At 72.6% G+C, this 16,990-nt stretch carries 14 protein-coding genes; 8 read left to right on the forward strand and 6 right to left on the reverse strand.

Annotation, left to right across the window (positions count from 1 at the left end; all coding sequences use genetic code 11):
- From ABZ641_RS01655 to ABZ641_RS01665, 3 genes are all read left to right on the forward strand, one after another.
- Window positions 1-1,153, forward strand: a 1,153-nt coding sequence (locus ABZ641_RS01655; protein WP_359978363.1) for a C4-dicarboxylate ABC transporter, incomplete at its 5' end; no start/stop codon positions are given.
- Between the two features lie 853 nt (window positions 1,154-2,006).
- A complete protein-coding gene (locus ABZ641_RS01660) occupies window positions 2,007-2,981 on the forward strand; it encodes a helix-turn-helix domain-containing protein (RefSeq protein ID WP_344624600.1) in 975 nt (324 codons plus the stop codon).
- A 98-nt stretch (window positions 2,982-3,079) separates the two neighbouring features.
- Entirely contained in the window at window positions 3,080-4,060 is a 981-nt protein-coding gene (locus ABZ641_RS01665; RefSeq protein WP_344624599.1) for a LuxR family transcriptional regulator, read from the forward strand.
- 7 nt (window positions 4,061-4,067) lie between these two features.
- On the opposite strand, the gene ABZ641_RS01670 is transcribed toward ABZ641_RS01665, so the two are convergent.
- The gene (locus ABZ641_RS01670) at window positions 4,068-4,688 is read right to left on the reverse strand and encodes a hypothetical protein (protein ID WP_344624598.1); all 621 of its coding nucleotides are present in this window, start codon (window positions 4,686-4,688) and stop codon (window positions 4,068-4,070) included.
- A 400-nt stretch (window positions 4,689-5,088) separates the two neighbouring features.
- On the opposite strand from ABZ641_RS01670, the gene ABZ641_RS01675 reads away from it, so the two are divergent.
- Window positions 5,089-5,226, forward strand: a complete 138-nt coding sequence (locus ABZ641_RS01675; protein ID WP_344624597.1) for a hypothetical protein — start codon at window positions 5,089-5,091, stop codon at window positions 5,224-5,226.
- Window positions 5,227-5,279: 53 nt separating this feature from the next.
- On the opposite strand, the gene ABZ641_RS01680 is transcribed toward ABZ641_RS01675, so the two are convergent.
- The 5 genes from ABZ641_RS01680 to dnaK form a co-directional block, all read right to left on the reverse strand.
- Complete coding sequence (locus ABZ641_RS01680; protein ID WP_344624596.1) at window positions 5,280-6,293, reverse strand: helix-turn-helix domain-containing protein; 1,014 nt, start codon at window positions 6,291-6,293, stop codon at window positions 5,280-5,282.
- Window positions 6,294-6,502: 209 nt separating this feature from the next.
- On the reverse strand, window positions 6,503-7,009 hold the full coding sequence (locus ABZ641_RS01685) for a helix-turn-helix domain-containing protein (protein WP_344624595.1): 507 nt from the start codon (window positions 7,007-7,009) through the stop codon (window positions 6,503-6,505).
- Window positions 7,010-7,013: 4 nt separating this feature from the next.
- Window positions 7,014-8,162 (reverse strand): molecular chaperone DnaJ, encoded by a 1,149-nt coding sequence (dnaJ, locus tag ABZ641_RS01690; RefSeq protein ID WP_344624594.1) that lies wholly within the window; start codon window positions 8,160-8,162, stop codon window positions 7,014-7,016.
- Window positions 8,163-8,252: 90 nt separating this feature from the next.
- Window positions 8,253-8,849 (reverse strand): nucleotide exchange factor GrpE, encoded by a 597-nt coding sequence (grpE, locus tag ABZ641_RS01695; RefSeq protein WP_344624593.1) that lies wholly within the window; start codon window positions 8,847-8,849, stop codon window positions 8,253-8,255.
- Window positions 8,846-10,684 carry a molecular chaperone DnaK gene (dnaK, locus tag ABZ641_RS01700; RefSeq protein ID WP_359978370.1) on the reverse strand — a complete coding sequence of 613 codons (1,839 nt, stop codon included), beginning with the start codon at window positions 10,682-10,684 and terminating at the stop codon, window positions 8,846-8,848. The genes grpE and dnaK overlap by 4 nt, the downstream gene beginning before the upstream one ends.
- Before the next feature lie 318 nt (window positions 10,685-11,002).
- Here dnaK and ABZ641_RS01705 point away from each other — a divergent pair, with 318 nt between their 5' ends.
- The 4 genes from ABZ641_RS01705 (at window position 11,003) to ABZ641_RS01720 (ending at window position 16,889) form a co-directional block, all read left to right on the forward strand.
- Window positions 11,003-13,219 carry a 4Fe-4S dicluster domain-containing protein gene (locus tag ABZ641_RS01705; RefSeq protein ID WP_344624591.1) on the forward strand — a complete coding sequence of 739 codons (2,217 nt, stop codon included), beginning with the start codon at window positions 11,003-11,005 and terminating at the stop codon, window positions 13,217-13,219.
- Window positions 13,220-13,433: 214 nt separating this feature from the next.
- Window positions 13,434-14,432 (forward strand): LamG domain-containing protein, encoded by a 999-nt coding sequence (locus ABZ641_RS01710; RefSeq protein ID WP_359978373.1) that lies wholly within the window; start codon window positions 13,434-13,436, stop codon window positions 14,430-14,432.
- 224 nt (window positions 14,433-14,656) lie between these two features.
- Window positions 14,657-15,805 carry an NDP-sugar synthase gene (locus ABZ641_RS01715; RefSeq protein ID WP_359978375.1) on the forward strand — a complete coding sequence of 383 codons (1,149 nt, stop codon included), beginning with the start codon at window positions 14,657-14,659 and terminating at the stop codon, window positions 15,803-15,805.
- A 142-nt stretch (window positions 15,806-15,947) separates the two neighbouring features.
- Window positions 15,948-16,889: a Yip1 family protein gene (locus tag ABZ641_RS01720; RefSeq protein WP_344624589.1), complete on the forward strand. Its 942-nt coding sequence runs from the start codon at window positions 15,948-15,950 to the stop codon at window positions 16,887-16,889.
- Window positions 16,890-16,990: the final 101 nt, after the last annotated feature.

Here is a 16,990-nt window from a genome sequence, read left to right on the forward strand (position 1 = left end):
CCCCGCGCCGCCCGCCGGCCACCGGAGCACCGACCGGACGGGCGCTCCCGCGCGGCCCGGCCTCGGCCGGCTCGGTCCGAACTGGTACGCGGCGGTGATGGGCACCGCGATCGTCGCCACCGGCGCGACCGCCGTCCCGGTGGGCCTGCCCGGGCGGACGGGCTTCGCGGCGGCCGTCTGGCTGGTGGCGGTGGCCGCGCTGGCGGCCGTGGCGGCGGCCCGGGCGGTGCAGCTGGTCCGGCACCCCGGCGCCGTCCGCGCGCAGCTGCTGGACGAGCCGGCCACCGCCGTCTTCCAGGGCTGCCCGCCGATGGCGCTGCTCGCCGTGGGGCACGCCACCCTGGTGGCGGGCGCCCCCGTCCTCGGCACCCGCGCCGCGGTCACCGCCGACCTGGTGCTCTGGTGCGCCGGCGCCCTGTACGCGGTCGCCGTCGCCGCGGGCGTCCCGTACCTGATGATCACCCGGCACCGGATCCCGGCCCGCGAGGCCAACCCGACCTGGCTGCTGCCCGCGGTCGCCCCGCTGGTCGCCGCCTCCGCGGGCTCGGCGCTCGTCCCGCACCTGCCGGAGCCCTGGCGGCCGGTACTGCTGTACGCCGGCTGCGGCCTGTTCGGCGCCGGCCTGTTCGGTGTGGCGCTGGTGCTGCCGGTGGTCTTCGCCGGCCTGGTGCACGGGCGGCTCGCCCCGGTGCTCACCCCGTCGCTCTTCCTGGTGCTCGGCCCGCTCGGCCAGTCGACCACCGCGGCGGGCGGGCTGGCCGACGCCGCGCGCACGGCGGCCCCGGCGCTCGCCGGGCCGGGCCGGGCCCTGTCGGTGCTGTACGGGGTGGCGGTGCTCGGCTTCGCCCTGCTGTGGCTCGTCCCGGCGGTGGCCGCGAACGTGCGGGCCCTGCGGTCCAAGATGCCCTTCGCGATGACCTGGTGGGCCTTCACCTTCCCGGTGGGCACCCTGGTGACCGGGGCGGCGGCACTGGCCCGGCACACCGGTTTCGGCGGCTTCGCCGGGCTGTCCGCGGCCCTGTACGCCCTGCTGCTCGCCGCCTGGGCGGTGGCGGCGGTGCGCACGGCGGCCGCGCTCCCGGCGACCCTCCGGGCGGGTGCGGCGCCCCGTCCGGAGGCGGCCGACGCCCCGGAGCCGGTGCGGAATCCCTGAACGCCGGACCGGTGCGGCCGGCCGCGGCGCACTTCGGCGGCGTGGCGCAGAACACACCGGGCCGCGAATTGCGGTTATCCCGCGGCGGCGTTCCGGGGCGGCCGGAGCGGACGGCGGTAATCCGCCCGGAGATGCTCGGTGCACGAATCCCGCGGCGGCCTTTCCCGGGCATTCGGACAGGCGTCCGGAAGCCGGTGGCACGCGGTGCCAGCCGGCGGCTGCCGCCCAGGTCGGAGCCGCTCCGGCAGCGCCGCGGGCCCGTTCGCGGGTACGATCCGGCGCCCGGCGGCGTGCTGCCGCACGAATTCCCCCGCAGGGGGGGATCGGCCGTGTGGAGGGCTCAGGGACGCCGAATGGACGTTTGGTGGGCACCGCACCCCGGGTGGACACCCGGATGTCGACCGGACCGGAGATTTCCGTTCCGCCGCGCGGGCCGGAGACTGCAAGTTCATGCACTTGCGGAAACCTGCAGGCGGTGGCCACTTGTGACTCGGCCGTCACGCTGTGAGGGTGGAACCACGCCAGCCGTCCGGGCAACCGCAGCCCGAGGGACGGTGACTTGCTCTTCAGTGTGGGTGGTGGTGCGTCCGCGCCGCTGCCGCGGGGGGAAGAGCGCCGGCCGGGACGCCATGTGTGGTGATGGCCCCCGGAACCGGACTCGGCGAGGCGTTGCTGCTCCGCCTCGCCGGAAGCGCCTTCGGCAACGGCGTGACATGACGGGTCCCCCGGCCCGCGCGCTCCGTGCGCGCCGGCCGGGGGACGCGTCGAAAAGGGGTACCGAATCCCTCCCGATCCGAACTTGTTGAGATCATGATCCGACACTGAGGGGAAAGTTCGGCAGGGAGACTTCCAGGTGGCTGCGGAACCGACGGACCGGGGCTCCGGACTGCCCGACGAGGCGGGACGCGGGCTCTACCTCGCCGTGCTCGCCCGTGGCGGGCGGATTCCGCTGTCCACCGTCCCCGAGCAGGACCGGGCCGTGGTCGACCAGCTCGTCCGGGTCGGCCTGCTGGTGCCCAATCCGATCGACGGCGCCTACGTGGCGGTCAGCCCGCGCGCCGTGGGCGAGCGGATCGGCTCGGAGATGCGCTCCGCCGCCGCGGACCTGCTCTGGCGGGCCGAACGCCTCCCCGCCGACCTCGACCCGCTCACCCGGGCGTACGACTCGCTCCCCCGGCAGGCGGACGACCCGCAGCGCGCCACCTACGTCCACGGCCGCGAGCGGATCCGCCACCGGATCGCCGAACTCGTCTCCGAGTGCAAGCAGGAGATGCTCACCGCCCAGCCCGGCCCCCGGCAGCCGGCCACCATCACCCTCGCCCGGCCCCAGGACCTCGCCCTGGTGCAGCGCGGCGCCCGGATGCGCACCCTCTACCAGCCGCAGGTCCTCGCCGAGCCGTGGACGCTCGGCTACGCCGCCGAACTCACCGAACAGGGCGCCGGACTGCGCGTCCTCGACGAGTCCTTCGAGCGGATGCTGATCATCGACCGCGCGGTCGCCGTCGTCCCCGCCGCCGACGACTACAGCCGCGCCGCCTTCATCTCCGACCCGGCGGCCGTCGCCTTCCTGGTCAAGACCTTCGAACGGGACTGGGCCCGGGCCGACGTCGTCCAGTGGGCCGAGGTGGACACCCCCGCCGTCGCGGCCTCCGCCGCCAACCGGGTCGGCCGGCTGCTCGCCCAGGGGCTCACCCAGCGGGCCGTCGCCACCCGGCTCGGGCTCAGCGAGCGCACCGTCGCCGGACACATCTCCCGGCTGCGCGAGAGGTACGGCGCCCAGACCCTCTTCCAGCTCGGCTGGCTGATGCGGGGGAGCCGCCGTGACTGACCGGACGCGCACGGCACCGCCGCGGATGACATGTCCTGTGACGTTTTCCGCTCGCGAGCGCTCTATCTCCATGGGACGGTCACAGCGGGGAGAGCGGCATGGCTGACGACGGCACGGGAGCGCTCCCGAACGAGGAGGAGCGGGCCCTCTACCGGGCGGTCCTGGCCCAGGGCGGCCGGGTGATGTTCCGCGACGCGCTCGCGGAGAACCCGGAGGCGGTGCTCCGGCTGGTCGAGCTGGGATTCCTGGTGCACCACGCCGAGGACGCCTCGCTCACCGCGGTGAACCCCAGGACGGTCAGCGACCGGCTCAGCGCCGGCCTGCGGTCGGCCGGCACCCGGATGCTGATCCGGGCCGAGCAGATGCCCGGAGCGCTGGAGGACCTGGCCCAGGCCTACGACGCCACCCCGCCCCGGGTCGACCGCACCGGCGAGGTCCAGCACGTCCACGGCTTCGGCCAGATCCGGCACCGCCTCCTGCAGCTGGAGGCGGACGCCCGTGAGGAGGGGCTGGCGCTCCAGCCCGGCGGTGCCCGCCCTGCCGGGCACCTGGCGGCCGGCCTGGACCGCGCCCGGGCCTTCCTGGCCCGCGGGGCCACGCTGCGCACCGTCTACCACCCGGGCGCGCGGCTGGACGAGGCGACGGCCGACTACGCGGCCGAACTGACCGAGCTCGGCGCCCGGTTCCGCATCCTCGCCGAGCCCTTCACCCGGATGCTGATCTTCGACCGCCGGATCGCGGTGCTCCCCGCCGCGGCCGACAACAGCAGCGCGGCCTTCGTCGAGGACCCGGCGGTGGTCGGCTACCTGGTCGGCGTCTTCGAGCGCGACTGGGAGCGCGCGGAGCGGGTGCAGTGGCGCACCGCCCCGCAGGACGGCAAGGGCATCCCGGTGCACGAGCAGGTCGGCCGGCTGCTGGCGCAGGGGCTGACCCAGCGGACGGTCGCGAGCCGGCTCGGGCTCGGCGAGCGCACCGTGGCCGCGCACATCGCCCGGCTGCGCGAGCTGTACGGCGCCGAGACGCTCTTCCAGCTCGGCTGGCAGATGCGCGCCGACGCGCCCGAGGAGCGGCCGGAGTGACGTCGCGTCAGCCGGTGGCGATCCCCGGGGACCAGTAGCCGAACGAGTCGCCCTTGGACTGCCGCGGCACCGGGAACTGCTCGCCGGGGGCCGTCCAGAAGCCCTCGCGCAGCGAGAGCGCCATGCCGGCCCAGTCCAGCGCCGTCTCCACGGTGTGCTGCAGGGCGTCCTGCGACCAGCCGTCGTCGAACACCAGCGGCAGCACCGGCGCGACCTGCTCGATGGTGGCGATCAGCGGGTTGTGCGTGATCGCCTCGTCCACCAGCAGCACGATCGGCTTGCGCAGCGCCGAGGCCCAGCCCAGTTCCAGGCTGACACCGGCCGACAGCGGCGCGCCGACGTACGCGAAGACCAGGTCGGCGGTCTGCAGCGCCCGGAAGTCGGAGGGCACCCGGGGCTCGGGGGCGCGGCCGGCGATCGTCCAGGCGTCGCTGTGGTGGGCGCTGTACACGGCCGCGCCGCTGCGCAGCAGGGTCGTCCGCAGGGTGGTCAGCCGGGTGCGGCTGGCCAGGGTCACCACGCTGTCGGCCGGGCCGGTGAGCCGCATCAGCGGTGCGGCCAGGAAGACCCGTGCGCGCCGGCCCTCGGAGGCCTGGGCGGTGCGATGGCGCAGGTAGGGCTCACTCATGTCGACTCCGGGGATTGGCCGCTGGCTGGTCTGGCGTCCGGCGAGCGATTGGCGTCCGGGCTCGCCCCGAGGCGAGTTCCGCTGTGGTGTGGTCGGGGCGGTGCCGTCGTGGCTGCTCGGGCGCCGCGGATGTGGTGTGACCGTGCTGATCGTCCAACGTTCGTGACCGACAAGTCCACCGGCACGTGGTGTCATATGGCTGCCTGGCAGCGAGATGACGCACCCGCGGGAATGCGCCGATCGTGACACCGAGCGTGCTCTTGCGGCATGATTTGGGCCAATGTTCGAGACTTCTCTATTCACTCGGTAGGCATTCCCAGAGGAGGGATCGGTCGCAATGTCTCGTATGCGCCGGTTTGTTCGGCTTGCCGTCGTGCCAGTTGTCATGGGTGCGGCGATATTGACGGGTAGTAATCCGGCTGCGGCCGACAGCGCCTGGACACTCCGCAGCGTGCACGCCGACCAGGCGGCCGCGGCGGAGACCGTGCAGGCCAGGACGGGCTCGCTGTTGCTGCTGGACGACTCCGCCTGGACCTGACGGGCGGCGAAGGTACTGCTCCCGGGCGGGACGGGGCGCCCGGGGTCCGACCGTCAGCCGAAGTCGGCCTGGTCGGCCGGTGACTCCTTCGCCGAGCGGGCGAGCACCCAGCCGAGCTGGAAGAGCGACTCCACCTGGTAGTCCTCGCGCATCTCCGCGATGTGGCGGGCGAGCGTGCGCTCGCTGATGCCCAGGCGCCGGGCGATGACGCGGTGATTGATTCCCTTGAGCATCAGATCGATGATCGTCTGCCGCAGCCGGGAAACCACCTGGGGCGGAACTGTCGGTGAGCCGTCAAAATCCAGGGCCCGACTCCAGTTCCGCTCGAAGACCTCCTCGATCAGGTAGCTGATGACGGCCTGATCGTGAATGAACGCGGCCAAGTTGAGATCGTCGACCACCGGGATCACCGCGGTGCGCCGATCGATCACGATCAATCTGGTGTAGGGCTCGTCCAGCGTTCGGACCCGGCCGCCGGCCGCGGTTATCGAGGCGACATAGTCGCGGGTGGGCGCGTGATACCGGGTGCTCGGGTGGTAGATCGTCCGAATGGTCGCGCCGCGGCGCAGAGTTTCCAGATCCCGGGCGATGACTCCGGCCAGCGCCTCCGGCGGGCGGGGGCCGCCCGGCTGGGCCGCCAGCATCTCCTCGGAGCACCCGCTGACGAGCTGGCCCAGCCGCTGGTTTATCAGCACTTTGCCATGGACGTATTCGATGATCCCGCCCGCCTTGCGCGGGGTGCGGAAGTCCTCGGCGAGGTCCTGGAGGTCGGCCGGCAGGGACACCGCCCGCTGCAGCAGGTCGAGCGCCTTGCGCTGCCACAGGCTGGTCAGCCGGGCCGACAACTGCTCGGGGTCGACGGCCACCAGCACCGCCGGGTCGTCGGTGTCCGGCACGAGCAGCCCGATGTCGAGCAGCTCGTCCAGGGCCTTGCTGCCCTCCGGGGCCTCCAGGTCGGGGGAGACCCGGCCGTGCGACTTCAGGACGTTGCGGTAGAGCTGGCGGGCCTCGCTCGACAGGACGCCCAGCCCGCGTGGGGTGAGGCCCGGTTCGTCGGTCTCACTCATCAGGCTCCTTGCCATCGGTCAAACCGGTGCGGCGCGGCCGGTACCGCTTCTCCGGGGATCATAGGCGCCCCGGAGCTGCGGGGAGCCCCCGCGCCGGACATTCCCGCCGCCCGTGCACGGTGGAGTACCGCACTGTCTCATCCGACAGCAGGCCGCCGGCACCCCCCGGGAGGAGGGAACCGGCGGCCTGGGAGACCCCTGGGGTCCGGTCAGCGCTTGGGACGCCAGACCACCAGCGCACTGGACTGCTGGACCTGCTGGTACGGCACCAGGTCGCGGCGGTAGGAGGCGTGCACCGCCGCCTCGCGCTGCTGGATGGCGGTGGCGGCCCCGTCGAGGGCGTCGGCGAGCTCCGCCACGCGGGCCTGGAGCGCGGCGACCTGGTTCTCCAGCTCGATGATCCGCTTGATGCCGGCCAGGTTGATGCCTTCGTCCTGGGAGAGGCGCTGGACCTCCCGCAGCTGCTGGATGTCCCGGGCCGAGTAGCGCCGGCCCCGGCCGGCCGTGCGGTCCGGGGAGACCAGGCCGAGCCGGTCGTACTGGCGCAGGGTCTGCGGGTGCAGGCCGGAGAGCTCCGCGGCCACCGAGATCACGTACACCGGGGTGTCCTCGGTCAGCACGTACTGCGGTGCCGGGGTGCCGCGGGGGCGGCGCGGCACCGAGCCGGGAAGGCCCTCGCCGAGGCCCGGGCCGATCGGACTGTCGGGGGTCGTCATCTGGTCACGCTCCCTCCGCCGCCTGGAAGAGGGCGGCACGCGGGTCGTCCGAGGCGGTGGCCTCGCGGTACTGCTCCAGTGCGTTCAGCGCGTCTCCGGTGACGTGCTTGGGGACGACGACCTCGACGGTGACCAGCAGGTCGCCGCGGGTGCCGTCCTTGCGGGTGGCGCCCTTGCCCCGGGCCCGGAGGGTGAGGCCGTTGGCGCTGCCGGCCGGCAGCTTGAGCTTCACCGCGGGCCCGTTGAGGGTCGGGACCTCGATCGTCCCGCCGAGGGCCGCTTCGGGGAAGGTGACCGGCACGGTCACCGTGAGGTTGTCGGCCTTGCGGCCGAACACCGGGTGGGCGTCCACGTGCACGCTGACGTAGAGGTCGCCCGGCTGGCCGCCGCGTTCGCCCTGGGCGCCCTTGCCCTTGAGGCGGATCCGCTGGCCGTCCTGCACCCCGGCCGGGATGCGCACCTGCATCGTCCGGGCCGAGGAGGCGCGGCCGCTGCCGTGGCACACCGTGCAGGGGTCGTCGACGATCATGCCGCGGCCCTTGCAGTCGCGGCACGGGTCGGAGAGGGCGAAGGCGCCCTGGCCGCGGCTGACGGTGCCCGCACCGACGCAGGTCGGGCAGACCCGCGGGGTGGTGCCGGTCTTCGCGCCGGTGCCGGCGCAGGCGCGGCACGGGGCCTGACTGGTCATCCGCAGCGGGACGGTCGCGCCGTCCACCGCCTCGGTGAACGAGAGCGTCACCTCGGTCTCGACGTCGGCGCCGCGCCGCGGCTGGGCCTGCCGGCCGCCGCGGTTGAACAGGCCGCCGAAGACGTCGCCGATGCCGCCGCCCCCGCCGCCTCCACCGGAGCCGGAGAACAGGTCGCCGAAGTCGAAGTTGTAGTTGCCGCCGGCGCCGCCGGGACGGAAGCCCCCGTTGCCGAACAGGCTGCGGGCCTCGTCGTACTCCTTGCGGCGCTTCTCGTCCGACAGGACGTCGTACGCCTCGGAGATGTCCTTGAACCGCTCCTCGGCCTTGGCGTCACCCTTGTTGGCGTCCGGGTGGAACTCGCGGGCCAGCTTGCGGTACGTCTTCTTGATCTCGGCTGCGGTGGCGTCCTTGGGCACGCCGAGGACCTTGTAGTAGTCCTTCTCCACGTAGTCCTTGGTGCTCATGGCTGCCGCCACCTCCCGAAACGTGTCTGAACGGCGCTGCGGAGTCGCACCCCGACGATGTCGGCGTACGACTCCGCAGCACACAGATTGTCAGCTGTCCGCCGCACCGTCACCCTTGGCGGACTCCGGCTTGTCGGCGTCCGGGGCGGACGTGGTCTGGGTGCCCGGCTGGGGCTCCGCGACCGCGACCATCGCCGGGCGGATGATCCGCTCGCCGATCCGGTAGCCGGGCTGGAGGATCTGCACGCAGGTGTCCTCGGTGACGTCCGAGGAGTAGCTGTGCATCAGCGCCTCGTGCAGCGTCGGGTCGAAGGACTCGCCCTCCTTGCCGAACTGCTGCAGGCCCAGCTTGGCGACCACGGTCTCCAGCGACTCGGCGACCGACTTGAAGCCGCCCGTCACCTCGCCGTGGTCGCGGGCCCGGCCGATGTCGTCCAGCACCGGGATCAGCGACTCCAGGATGTTGGAGACGGCGATCTCCCGGACCGTCAGCCGGTCGCGCTCGACCCGCTTGCGGTAGTTCTGGTACTCGGCCTGCAGCCGCTGCAGGTCAGCGGTGCGCTCGCCCGCCTCGCGCTTGGCCGCGGCGAGCTCGTCGGCGCCCGCCACAGCCTCCTCGGCGGCCTTGAGGACGGCCTCCTCGGCGGAGTCGTCGCCGGGCTCGCCGCCCTGCGCCTTCTCCGTCATGCGGCACCGCCCTTGGGCTTCTCGTCGTCGATGATCTCGGCGTCGACCACGTCGTCGTCCTTGGCGCCGGCGGACTCGCTGGCACCGGCCGCACCGGCGGCGTCGGCCTGCGCGTAGAGCGCGGCGCCGAGCTTCTGGGCGGTGGTGGAGACCTTCTCGGTGGCCTCGCGGATCGCCGCGATGTCCTCGCCCTTCAGCGCCTCCTTGAGCTCGCCGATGGCGGTCTCGACCTCGGTCTTGACGTCGGCGGGCAGCTTGTCGGCGTTGTCGGCGATGAACTTCTCGGTCGAGTAGACGAGCTGCTCGCCCTGGTTGCGGGTCTCCACGGCCTCGCGGCGCTTGTGGTCCTCGTCCGCGTACTGCTCGGCCTCGCGGCGCATGCGGTCGACCTCGTCCTTCGGCAGCGAGGAGCCGCCGGTGACGGTCATCTTCTGCTCCTTGCCGGTGCCGAGGTCCTTCGCGGCCACGTGCATGATGCCGTTGGCGTCGATGTCGAAGGTGACCTCGATCTGCGGCAGGCCGCGCGGCGCCGGCGGCAGGCCGGTCAGCTCGAACATGCCGAGCTTCTTGTTGTACGCCGCGATCTCGCGCTCGCCCTGGTAGACCTGGATCTGCACGGAGGGCTGGTTGTCCTCGGCCGTGGTGAAGATCTCGGAGCGCTTGGTCGGGATCGTGGTGTTGCGCTCGATCAGCTTGGTCATGATGCCGCCCTTGGTCTCGATGCCGAGGGACAGCGGGGTGACGTCGAGCAGCAGGACGTCCTTGACCTCGCCCTTGAGGACACCGGCCTGGAGGGACGCGCCGATGGCGACGACCTCGTCCGGGTTGACGCCCTTGTTGGCGTCCTTGCCGCCGGTCAGCTCGCGGACGAGCTCGGCGACGGCCGGCATGCGGGTCGAGCCGCCGACCAGGACCACGTGGTCGATCTCGGACAGCGCGATGCCGGCGTCCTTGATGACGTTGTGGAACGGGTGCTTGCAGCGCTCGAGCAGGTCCGCGGTCAGCTGCTGGAACTGGGCCCGGGTGAGCTTCTCGTCCAGGTGCAGCGGGCCCTCGGCGGAGGCCGTGATGTAGGGCAGGTTGATCGAGGTCTCGGAGGACGAGGACAGCTCGATCTTGGCCTTCTCGGCCGCCTCGCGGAGGCGCTGGACGGCCATCTTGTCCTTGGACAGGTCGACGCCGTGGCCGGCCTGGAAGGTCTTCACCAGGTGGTCGACGACGCGCTGGTCCCAGTCGTCACCACCGAGGTGGTTGTCACCGTTGGTGGCCTTCACCTCGACGACGCCGTCGCCGATCTCCAGCAGGGACACGTCGAACGTGCCACCGCCGAGGTCGAAGACCAGGATGGTCTGGTCGTCCTTGTCGAGGCCGTACGCCAGGGCGGCGGCGGTCGGCTCGTTGACGATGCGCAGGACGTTGAGGCCCGCGATCTCGCCGGCCTCCTTGGTGGCCTGGCGCTCGGAGTCGTTGAAGTACGCCGGGACGGTGATGACGGCGTCGGTGACCGTCTCGCCCAGGTACGACTCCGCGTCGCGCTTCAGCTTCTGCAGGATGAAGGCGGAGATCTGCTGGGGGTTGAAGTCCTTGCCGTCCAGGTTGATCTTCCAGTCGGTGCCCATGTGGCGCTTGACCGACCGGATCGTCCGGTCCACGTTGGTGACCGCCTGGCGCTTGGCGACCTCACCGACCAGGACCTCGCCGTTCTTGGCGAAGGCGACGACGGACGGCGTGGTCCGAGCGCCCTCGGCGTTGGTGATGACCGTGGGCTCACCGCCCTCAAGAACGCTGACGACGGAGTTCGTCGTACCGAGGTCGATGCCGACCGCGCGTGCCATCGTAAATACCTCCACGGGAGAGTTGAGCGTTACGGGCTCAAGCATGCCTGACGGTTCGGGGACCGTCAACAGCCATGAGTCAGTGTCGCTCAACTTTGCTGCGCGGGCGGCGGAAGGCGGCGGTCGGGCGCGGGCCGGGTGTCGGTCGCCGTCCGGGGCGTCCGGATGGGTGAGTATGTCCTTAGTGACTGTCGCCATACCTTGAGCGTCTTCTGAACAAGTGCTACGGAGCGGTAGGGTCCGGGCGTTGGGTCGCTAAGTTACCGACCAGTACACTGGGGCGACCCCTAGACACCAGCCGCTGGAGACGGAGAGCCGATGCAGCTAGCAGCGATCGTCATCTCGCTGGTCACCACTGTGATCGGCACTGCGCTCGCCGCCCGGGCGGCCGCGTACATCTACAAGGTCGTCCGGACCGGACAGGTCGACACCACCCGCTTCGGACAGCCCGCCAAGCGGGTGAAGACCGTCGCCACCGAGTTCATCGGCCACACCAGGATGAACCAGTGGGGCGTCGTCGGCGTCGCCCACTGGTTCGTGGCCGTCGGCTTCTTCTCCCTGGTGCTCACCCTGGTGAACGCCTTCGGCCAGCTCTTCGACGCCGAGTTCGTGCTGCCGGTCATCGGCGGCTGGCTGCCGTGGGAGATCTTCACCGAGCTGATCGGCACCCTCACCACCCTGGGCATCGCGACCCTGATCGTGATCCGGCTGCTCAGCCTGCCGTCCCGCTCCGGCCGCAAGTCCCGCTTCGCGGGCTCGATCGCCTGGCAGGCCTTCTACGTCGAGTACACGATCCTCGGCATCGGCCTGTGCATCATGATGCTGCGCGGCCTGGAGGGCGCCCTGGCCGGCGTCGAGTCCTACGACCCGGCGTACCTGATCTCGTACCCGATCGTCGCCGCCTTCGACGGCGTCGCCCACGGCACGCTGGTCAACCTGATCTACGTCTTCGCGATGCTGAAGATCTGCATCTCCTTCGCGTGGGCGATCACCATCGGCATCAACCCGTCGATGGGCGTGGCCTGGCACCGCTTCCTCGCCTTCTTCAACATCTACTTCAAGCGCGAGGAGGACGGCGGCACCGCGCTCGGCGCCCTGCGCCCGATGACCAGCGGCGGCCAGCCGATCGACTTCGAGGACCCGGCCGACGACGCCGTCTTCGGCGTCTCCCAGGTCGAGCACTTCTCCTGGAAGGGCATCCTCGACTTCTCCACCTGCACCGAGTGCGGTCGCTGCCAGTCGCAGTGCCCCGCCTGGAACACCGGCAAGCCGCTCTCGCCGAAGCTGCTCATCATGAGCCTGCGCGAGCACGCCTTCGCCAAGGCCCCCTACCTGCTCGCCGGCGGCGGCAAGTCCATGGAGGGCGACGAGAAGGCCACCGCCGAGCAGCTCGCCGGTGTGAGCGCCGAGGCCCTCGCCGAGGCCGAGCGTCCGCTGATCGGCACCGCCGAGGAGGGCGGTGTCATCGACCCGGACGTGCTGTGGTCCTGCACCACCTGCGGCGCCTGCGTCGAGCAGTGCCCCGTCGACATCGAGCACATCGACCACATCGTCGACATGCGCCGCTACCAGGTCATGATCGAGAGCTCCTTCCCGACCGAGGCCGGGACGATGCTCAAGAACCTGGAGAACAAGGGCAACCCGTGGGGCATGGCCACCAAGGCGCGCCTCGACTGGGTCAAGGAGCTCAAGAAGGAGACCGGCATCGAGGTGCCGGTGATCGGTCAGGACATCGAGCCCGCCGAGGTCGAGTACCTCTACTGGGTCGGCTGCGCCGGCGCCCTGGAGGACCGCGCCAAGAAGACCACCAAGGCCTTCGCCGAGCTGCTGCACACCGCGGGCGTGAAGTTCGCGATCCTCGGCAAGGAGGAGTCCTGCACCGGTGACTCCGCCCGCCGCCTCGGCAACGAGTTCCTCTTCCAGATGCTCGGCGCGCAGAACGTCGAGACGCTGAACGCCGCGCTGGAGGACGCCCCGGTCAAGCGGATCGTGGCCACCTGCCCGCACTGCTTCAACACCATCGCCAACGAGTACCCGCAGCTCGGCGGGCACTTCGAGGTCATCCACCACACCCAGCTGCTGCAGCACCTCATCGACGAGGGCAAGCTGATCCCGGTCAACCCCGTCGAGGGCCTGATCACCTACCACGACCCGTGCTACCTGGGCCGCCACAACAAGGTCTACAGCCCGCCGCGCGAGATCATGGACAAGGTCCCGGGCCTGCGCCAGCAGGAGATGCACCGCCACAAGGAGCGCGGCTTCTGCTGCGGCGCCGGCGGCGCGCGGATGTGGATGGAGGAGCGGATCGGCAAGCGCATCAACACCGAGCGCGTCGACGAGGCGCTGTCCCTCAACCCGGACATCGTCTCCACCGCCTGCCCGTTCTGCCTCGTCATGCTCTCCGACTCGGTCAACGGCAAGAAGAACGAGGGCGCTGCCAAGGAGCACCTGAAGGTCGTCGACGTGGCCCAGCTGCTGCTCGACTCCGTCAAGGCCCAGCCGGTCGAGCCCGAGCCGGAGACCGTCCAGGCCTGACCCGTCACGGCACCCCGTCCCGGCCCCGTACGCCCCCGCGGCGCACGGGGCCGGGACGCGTCCGCCGCCGACCGGTGGCCTAGCATGAGCGCCCATGAGCGACGGCGGGGGCACAGCGCACATCGGCGGCGGCATACCCGGGGGCGGGCCGGACGGCACCGGGCCAGCGGGGGCGGGGCCGGCGGGGGAGGGGAGGCCCGCGTACCTGCCCCCGGTGGGCATCGCGCCGCCCGGCAGCCCGACACCCGACTGGGCCGCGCTCGCCGAGTCCAACGAACGGCGGCAGCGCCGCCGCAGGCTGCTGATGACCGGTGGCGCGGTGGCCGGCGTGCTGGCCGTGGCGGGCGTGGTCGCCACCGCCCTCCTGCTGCGCCAGGACGGCCCCGACGGGCCGCGGACCGCAGAACCCACCGCCCCCGCCACCGTGGCCGTCGACGGCCCTCCCAGCGCCGTCCCGAGCGCCTCTGCGGCGTCCTCCGCCCCGCCGTCCGCCTCCGCGTCGGCCGCATCCTCCGCCTCCGCGTCGGCCGGGTCCACCGCCCCCGCGCCGGCACCCACCCGCCTCGACGACGTCCGCGGCGCCCGCCCCGCCGCCCTCGCCCCGGGCGCCGTCCTCGGCACCGCCCCCGGCCACACCGGCCCGGCGCTGCTGCTGCACGGCAGTGCCGACGGCTGGGCGCAGACCTCCGCCGTCGTCGTCGACACCTCGAAGAGCTTCACCGTCTCCGCGGTGGTGCGGAACGACGCGGCCACCGGCGCGCGCGCCGTGGTGACCCAGGGCAGCGGCAGCTACTACTCCTTCTACCTGGGCCGCGACTACTGGGGCAGCCACAACCAGTGGGTGTTCAAGGTGCAGACCGCGGCCGGCGGCGACGACGGCACCAGCCGCCAGGCGTTCTCCACCGGTCAGGCCACCACCGGCCAGTGGGTGATGCTCACCGGCGTGTACGACGCCGGCAGCAGGCAGATCCGGCTGTACGTCAACGGCGCGCCCGCGCAGACCACCTCCGTGTCGGGGATCTGGCAGGCCGGCGGTCCGCTGCAGATCGGCCGCACCCGCTGGAAGAACACCTGGACCGACCCGTGGGACGGCGCCCTCACGAACGTGCAGGTCTGGAGCCAGGCGCTGCCCGCGGAGCGCGTCACCCAGCTCTGGAGGAGCGGCGGAAGGGCTGCCGGCACCCAGTCCGCCGCCGGGTGGCTGCTGCCCTGACCCGCGCCCGATCCGGCGGGGCCCGTTTGTCGGGAAGACACAACTGCGGACCGTGCGGCAGGGGGCGCCTCGGGAGGAAATACAGTAGGCGCTGGACCCGCGGTGCGCGGGTCCGCTGGTGGAAGGCCCGAGGAGCCGTACCAGCCACGCGTCGAACCGATCGACACCGGCCAGGACAGGACCACGGCCGGGCCCGTACCGGACATAGGGGAGAAGCTCAGACCATGACCGAGGCGATCATGCTGGTCGGTGGCAAGGGCACCCGGCTGCGCCCGTTGACCACCCACACCCCCAAGCCGATGCTGCCCGTCGCGGGCGTGCCGTTCATCGCCCACCAGCTGGCGCGTGCGGCCGCGGCCGGGGTGACCCGGGTGGTGCTCGCCACCTCCTACCTCGCCGAGGTCTTCGAGGACCACTTCCAGGACGGCAGCCCGTACGGCATCGAGCTGGTCTACCTCACCGAGAAGGAGCCGCTGGGCACCGGCGGCGCCATCCGCAACGCCGCGGCAGGCCTGACCTGCGGCCCCGACGAGCCCGTCCTGGTGTTCAACGGCGACATCCTCTCCGGCCTCGACATCGCCGCGCTGCGCGACGGCCACGTGGCCGCCGGCGCCGACGTCACCCTGCACCTCACCCGGGTGGAGGACCCGCGCGCCTTCGGCCTGGTGCCCACCGACGGGAACGGCCGGGTGCTGGAGTTCCTCGAGAAGCCCGAGACCCCCGAGCAGATCGTCACCGACCAGATCAACGCGGGCTGCTACGTCTTCACCCGCTCGGTGATCGACCGCATCCCGGCGGGCCGCGAGGTCTCCGTCGAGCGCGAGACCTTCCCCGAGCTGCTGGCCACCGGCGCGCTGCTGCGCGGCGTGGTCGACACCTCGTACTGGCTGGACCTCGGCACCCCCGCCGCGTTCGTCCGCGGCTCCGCCGACCTGGTGCTCGGCAAGGTCGACTCCCCGGCGGTGCCCGGCCCGACCGGCGAGGCCCTGCTGCTGCCCGGTGCCCAGGTCGACCCGGGCGCGGTGCTCAGCAACGGCACCGTCGTCTCCGAGGGCGCCGAGATCGAGGCCGGCGCGATCGTCGAGGGCAGCGTGATCCTGCCCGGCGCGGTGATCGGCGCCGACGCCTACGTGAAGGACTCCATCGTCGGCGCGTACGCCGTCATCGGCGCCCGCACCTCGCTGGACGGCACCGTGATCGGCGACGGCGCGACCGTCGAGTCCGACAACGAGCTGCCCAGCGGGCTGCGGATCGCCTGCGGCACCCTGCTGCCGGTCGGTGCCGTCCGCACCACCGCGGGCCCCGGCGGCTGCCCGGCCGGCGAGACCGCCGCGGCCGCCGTGCACGGCCCGGCCATCGGCGCCCAGCGCTGACCCGACGGGACCCGACCTGATCCGGGCGGGGGCGGGGAGGCCGGGCGGCCTCCCCGCCCCGCTCGTCACAGGACGGCTGCAATCCGGTGCCCGGCCGTTGATCAACCGACGGCCGGTCAGCCCGAGCAGGTACCGTCGATGCGTGGCTGGCAATCGATACGACAACGGGCACGGCGCCGACCCCCGGCAGGGATGGTCCGCGCCCGCCGGCCCGGCGCCGCGGCAGCAGCCGGGCGGCGGGCCCACGGGGGAGCCCGAGTACTTCACCGCGCCCGTCCCGGGCCACCCCGGCGGTCCCGCCGAGGGCTTCGGCGACGGGTACCCCGACGACCGGCAGGGCCACACCCGGGCCTTCCCGGTCGGCCAGGACCCGTACGGCCAGGGCGGCTACGCCGCGGGCCCCTACGGGCAGGACGCGTACGGCCAGGGCGGCTACGGCCAGGACGACGGCGGCTACGGCCAGGGCGGCGAGCAGTACGGCGCCCAGGACAACGTCGCGGTCTACCGGGCCGGCGGCCAGGTGGCGCCCCGGGTCTCCGGGCCGCGTCCGACCTGGAAGGAACTGCTGGTCGGGATCTACCGAGAGCCCGCCCGCACCTTCGACCGGATGCGGGACCACCAGGCCTGGCTGCCCGCCCTCACCGTCTCGCTGGTCTACGGCGTGCTCGCCGTGCTCGGCATGGGCGCCACCCACGACGACATCGTCAACTCCACCTTCTCGGTCGCGGCCTGGGCGCTGATCGCCGCCGCGATCGGCTTCGCGGTGGCCGGCGCCATGCTCGGCGCGGTCACCTACGCGCTGGCCCGCCAGCTGGGCGGTGACGGCCCGTGGCAGTCCACCGTCGGCCTGGCCGTGCTGATCGGCTGGACGAGCGACACCCCGCGACTGCTGCTCGCCCTGTTCCTGCCCACCGACAACCTGGTCGTCCAGGTGGTCGGCTGGATCACCTGGCTGATCTGCGCCGTGCTGCTGACCACCATGGTCCGCCGGGTGCACGACCTGCCCTGGGGCAAGGCCGCCGGCGCGGCCGCCCTGCAGCTGCTCGCGCTGCTCGTCCTCATCAAGCTGCCGACGCTGAGCTGACCCGCGCTCCCGGACGGCCGGCCCCCGCACCGGGGTGCCGGCCGTCGCCGTGTCCGGTCCGCCGCCTGATGCCGCCGGCGCTTCCCGCCGCCGGACGCCCG

Source organism: Kitasatospora sp. NPDC007106 (assembly GCF_040634455.1).
GTDB lineage: Bacteria > Actinomycetota > Actinomycetes > Streptomycetales > Streptomycetaceae > Kitasatospora > Kitasatospora arboriphila.

What these genes read in the sequence shown, in the direction of transcription:
- ABZ641_RS01665 (WP_344624599.1), top strand. Translation starts at nt 3,080, where the DNA reads ATGGCTGACGACGGCACGGGAGCGCTCCCGAACGAGGAGGAGCGGGCC.
- ABZ641_RS01670 (WP_344624598.1), bottom strand. Translation starts at nt 4,688, where the DNA reads ATGAGTGAGCCCTACCTGCGCCATCGCACCGCCCAGGCCTCCGAGGGC.
- ABZ641_RS01680 (WP_344624596.1), bottom strand. Translation starts at nt 6,293, where the DNA reads ATGAGTGAGACCGACGAACCGGGCCTCACCCCACGCGGGCTGGGCGTC.
- ABZ641_RS01685 (WP_344624595.1), bottom strand. Translation starts at nt 7,009, where the DNA reads ATGACGACCCCCGACAGTCCGATCGGCCCGGGCCTCGGCGAGGGCCTT.
- dnaJ (WP_344624594.1), bottom strand. Translation starts at nt 8,162, where the DNA reads ATGAGCACCAAGGACTACGTGGAGAAGGACTACTACAAGGTCCTCGGC.
- grpE (WP_344624593.1), bottom strand. Translation starts at nt 8,849, where the DNA reads ATGACGGAGAAGGCGCAGGGCGGCGAGCCCGGCGACGACTCCGCCGAG.
- dnaK (WP_359978370.1), bottom strand. Translation starts at nt 10,684, where the DNA reads ATGGCACGCGCGGTCGGCATCGACCTCGGTACGACGAACTCCGTCGTC.
- ABZ641_RS01705 (WP_344624591.1), top strand. Translation starts at nt 11,003, where the DNA reads ATGCAGCTAGCAGCGATCGTCATCTCGCTGGTCACCACTGTGATCGGC.
- ABZ641_RS01715 (WP_359978375.1), top strand. Translation starts at nt 14,657, where the DNA reads ATGACCGAGGCGATCATGCTGGTCGGTGGCAAGGGCACCCGGCTGCGC.